Origin of the sequence: Meiothermus sp. QL-1, from assembly GCF_003351145.1 — a bacterium.
In the GTDB taxonomy this organism is placed as follows: domain Bacteria; phylum Deinococcota; class Deinococci; order Deinococcales; family Thermaceae; genus Meiothermus.
The window spans coordinates 1-3,282 of sequence record NZ_QQSV01000021.1 but is presented as its reverse complement, the minus strand read 5'-3'; the positions used below and the strand labels follow the sequence as shown (position 1 = coordinate 3,282).

At 65.2% G+C, this 3,282-nt stretch carries 3 protein-coding genes; 1 reads left to right on the top strand and 2 read right to left on the bottom strand.

The annotated features are described in order from the left end of the window. The coding region (locus DV704_RS12000) for an acyl-CoA dehydrogenase family protein (protein WP_199490001.1) at window positions 1-721 on the bottom strand (721 nt) is incomplete at its 3' end. A 27-nt stretch (window positions 722-748) separates the two neighbouring features. Beyond that, window positions 749-2,494, bottom strand: coding sequence for an acyl-CoA dehydrogenase family protein (locus tag DV704_RS11995; protein ID WP_114799812.1), 1,746 nt, complete (start codon window positions 2,492-2,494; stop codon window positions 749-751). Between the two features lie 85 nt (window positions 2,495-2,579). Between DV704_RS11995 and DV704_RS11990 the strand changes: the two genes are divergently transcribed. Beyond that, a complete protein-coding gene (locus tag DV704_RS11990; protein ID WP_199490000.1) occupies window positions 2,580-3,149 on the top strand; it encodes a DUF1294 domain-containing protein in 570 nt (189 codons plus the stop codon). Window positions 3,150-3,282: the final 133 nt, after the last annotated feature.

The following is a 3,282-nucleotide window of genomic DNA, read 5'->3' as shown; positions in this document are numbered from 1 at the left end:
CGATAGCAAAGCCCCTGCCGCGCTCTCCCAGCAGGTTTTCCCTGGGCACGCGCACCCCCTCCAGGCGCAGCTCGGCGTGGCTGGCCCACTCCTCCCCCACCTCGCCCATGACCGGAATCTTGCGCACCTGCACAAGCCCCGGGGCATCGCTTGGGACGATGATCTGGCTGGCGCGGGCGTAGGGGTTGGGGTGGTCGGGGTCGGTCAGGCACATCACGATGACGAAGCCGCTCCCCTCAAAGCCGGTGGTGTACCACTTGTGTCCGTGGATCACCCACTCATCCCCCTCCAGCACGGCCCGGGTGGAAAGCCAGACCGGGTTGGAACCGGGGTGCTCGGGCTCGGTCATGGCGAAAGCGCTCCGGATCTCCCCGGCGGCCAGAGGCCTCAAGAACCGTTCCTTTTGCTCGGGGGTGCCGTGCTTCAGCAGAATCTCCATGTTGCCGATGTCGGGGGCCTGGGTGTTGAAGATGTAGTGGCCCAGGGGGCTCCGGCCCAGCTCCTCAGAGAGCCGGGCGAACTCGGTAAGCGAAAGGCCCATCCCCCAAGGCCTGGGCAGGGGGGGAAGCCACCAGCCCCGGGCCTTGACCTCCTGGCGTAGCTCGTCGAGCGCAGGCCTTACCGCGCGGAAGCCCGCTTGGAAGAAGAGGGGCTCGAGGGGAAGCAGGCGGGCCTCCAGAAAGGCCCGCACCTCCTGCAGCAGGGCGCTGGAAAGGGTCATCTGCGACCAGCTTACAACGCCCTCGAGTCAAACCCTAGGCTGCGGATACCCATCCCGCTCCAGCACCACCCGGGCGATCTGGCGGCGCAGCGCCACCAGGTCCTGGGGCTCGTGCTTAGTCAGGCGGCGCACCGCTGAGGCCATCAAGCGCATCTCGTCGCCCTCGGCCAGGCGCGGCAGAATCGAAAGGGCGCTGGATTGGGCGCGGTCCTGGGCCTGGTAGAGGTAGAGCCGGGCCATATCGGTGTAGACCGATTCGCCCAGGCGGCGCGCCCGCAATAGGGCGCTTTCGGCCGCGTAGATGTCGATGAGCACATCCGCCGCCACCGCCAGAACCTCCTGCTCCTCCTCCACCTTCGGGCCAAACTTGAGGGCTGCAAGGCCCAGCAGGGCCAGCGCCAGCTTCTTGAGGCCCTGAATTCCCGCCATCTCCTTGTCCTCGGGCTCCTCGAAGGAAGGCTCCAGGAGTTCCTTCTGGAGCTTCATGGCCGCATCGAACAGGGGCAGCTCGCCCTTCATGGCGCGGCGCAGCAGCATGCCGGGAATCAGGAGGCGGTTGATCTCGTTGGTGCCCTCGAAGATGCGGTTGATGCGGCTGTCCCGGTAGGCCCGTTCAATCTCGTACTCGGCGGAGTAGCCGTAGCCGCCGTGGATCTGCACCCCCTCGTCCACCACGTAGTCCAGCACCTCCGAGCCCAGCACCTTGATGATGCTGGCCTCCACCGCGTACTCCTCGATGCCCTTCAAAACCGCCTCGGCGGCGTTGGCTTTGTCGAGGCCGGCCAGGGCCTCGTCAATCAGGCCCATGGTGCGGTAGACCGCGCTCTCCCCGGCAAAGATGCGGGTGGCCATCTCCGCCAGCTTTTGCTGGATGAGGCCGAAATTGGCGATGGGCTGGCCGAAGGCCACGCGCTCCTTGGCGTACTTGGCCGAAAGCGCTAAAGCCCCCTTGGCCCCGCCGATGGCCCCGGCCCCCAGCTTGTAGCGGCCCACGTTGAGCACGTTGAAGGCAATCTTGTGCCCCTTGCCCAGCTCGCCCAGCACATTCTCTACCGGCACCTTGACGTCCTCCAGGAAGACCTGGCGGGTGCTGGAGGCCTTGATGCCCATTTTCTTCTCCTCCCCACCCAGCCGCAGCCCCGGGGTGTCGCGCTCGACCAGGAAGGCGGTGAGGCCCTCCTTGGTCTTGGCGAACACGGTGAAGAGGTGGGCAAAGCCGGCGTTGGAGATCCACATCTTGGTGCCGTTCAGGATGTAGTACCGGCCGTCCTCGGAGAGCTCGGCCCGGGTCTTGGCCCCCATGGCGTCGGAGCCTGACTGGGGCTCGGTGAGGCAGTAGGCGGCAATGAGCTCGCCCGAGACCAGCTTGGCCAGGTACTTGTCCTTCTGCGCCTTGGTGCCCCAGTAAACCAGGGGCAAGAGGCCGATGCTGGTCTGCACCCCGTAGGTCACGCTGAAGCCCCCGGTGCCCGCCAGGGCCTCGGCGATTACCGTGCTCACGGTTTTGGGCAGGTCGAGGCCGCCGTACTCCTCCGAGACCTCCACCCCCAAAAGCCCCAGCTCGCCGCACTTGCGCAGGAGGGGGATGTTGTGCTCGAGCGCCCCGTGCTCCATCGCCTCGGCCACCGGGCGGTACTCCTTTTCCACGAACTGCCGCACGGTCTCCTGGATCATGCGGGTGGTTTCGTCGAAGTCCTCGGGGGTGAAGACTTTCTCCGGGGTCTCCAAAAGCCAGCCGCCACCCTTGCTGTAGAGCTTACGTTCCGCAACCATGGCCTCACCTCGCAGCAAACTTATACTTGGTCAAAGTTTATCAGTCCCTGGGGGTAGCGTCAATGCAGAGTAGGATTTGTCCTGCATGAGGGGCGCGCTCCGGTACCTGTTCAAAAGCCTGCTGGCTCTGGCGACGATGCTGCCGGGGCTGATTTGGAATCTGGTGCAACTCGTCGTGGTCATTCCCCTGTTCCTCCTCTCCCTATACGGCCTCCTCGGCCTGCTCATGCTGGTAGTACCGGGCGGGGTAAGAGTCTTCGAAGAATTGCTCCCGTTCTCAACAAGCGAGACGGCGCTTATGCTGCTGGCATACCTCCCTATGGGATTTGCCACCTTCTTCTACTACGCGGTGGATAAGTGGCGGGCTGTTCAGAACGAGCGCCAGCGGCAGCAGGGCCGCAAGGAGACCCACTGGCGGGTGCCCGAGCGGCAGCTCCACCTGATGGAGTTCTTCGGCGGCTGGCCGGGGGCCCTCCTGGCCCAGTACGCCCTGCGCCACAAAAGCCGCAAGGAAAGCTTCCAGGTCGATTTCTGGCTGGTGGGCTTCTTCCACATAGCCCTGGTGGGCAGCGCCCTGTTCCTGCAAGACAGTTGGCTGGGGACGGGGCTGGTGCTGCTCCTGGGGTTCATCGCCTGGTCCAAGGCCTGCCAGTAGAGTTTCGGTGACGACTCCCCGTTCTGAAGAACGGGGAGTCGCGGTTCTCACGGGACGGCCCTTGCCGTATCCATCCCCGCAGGCTCCGTCCGAGCCCTGGCCAGGATGTTCAGCGCTGCGGCCACGTCCCGGT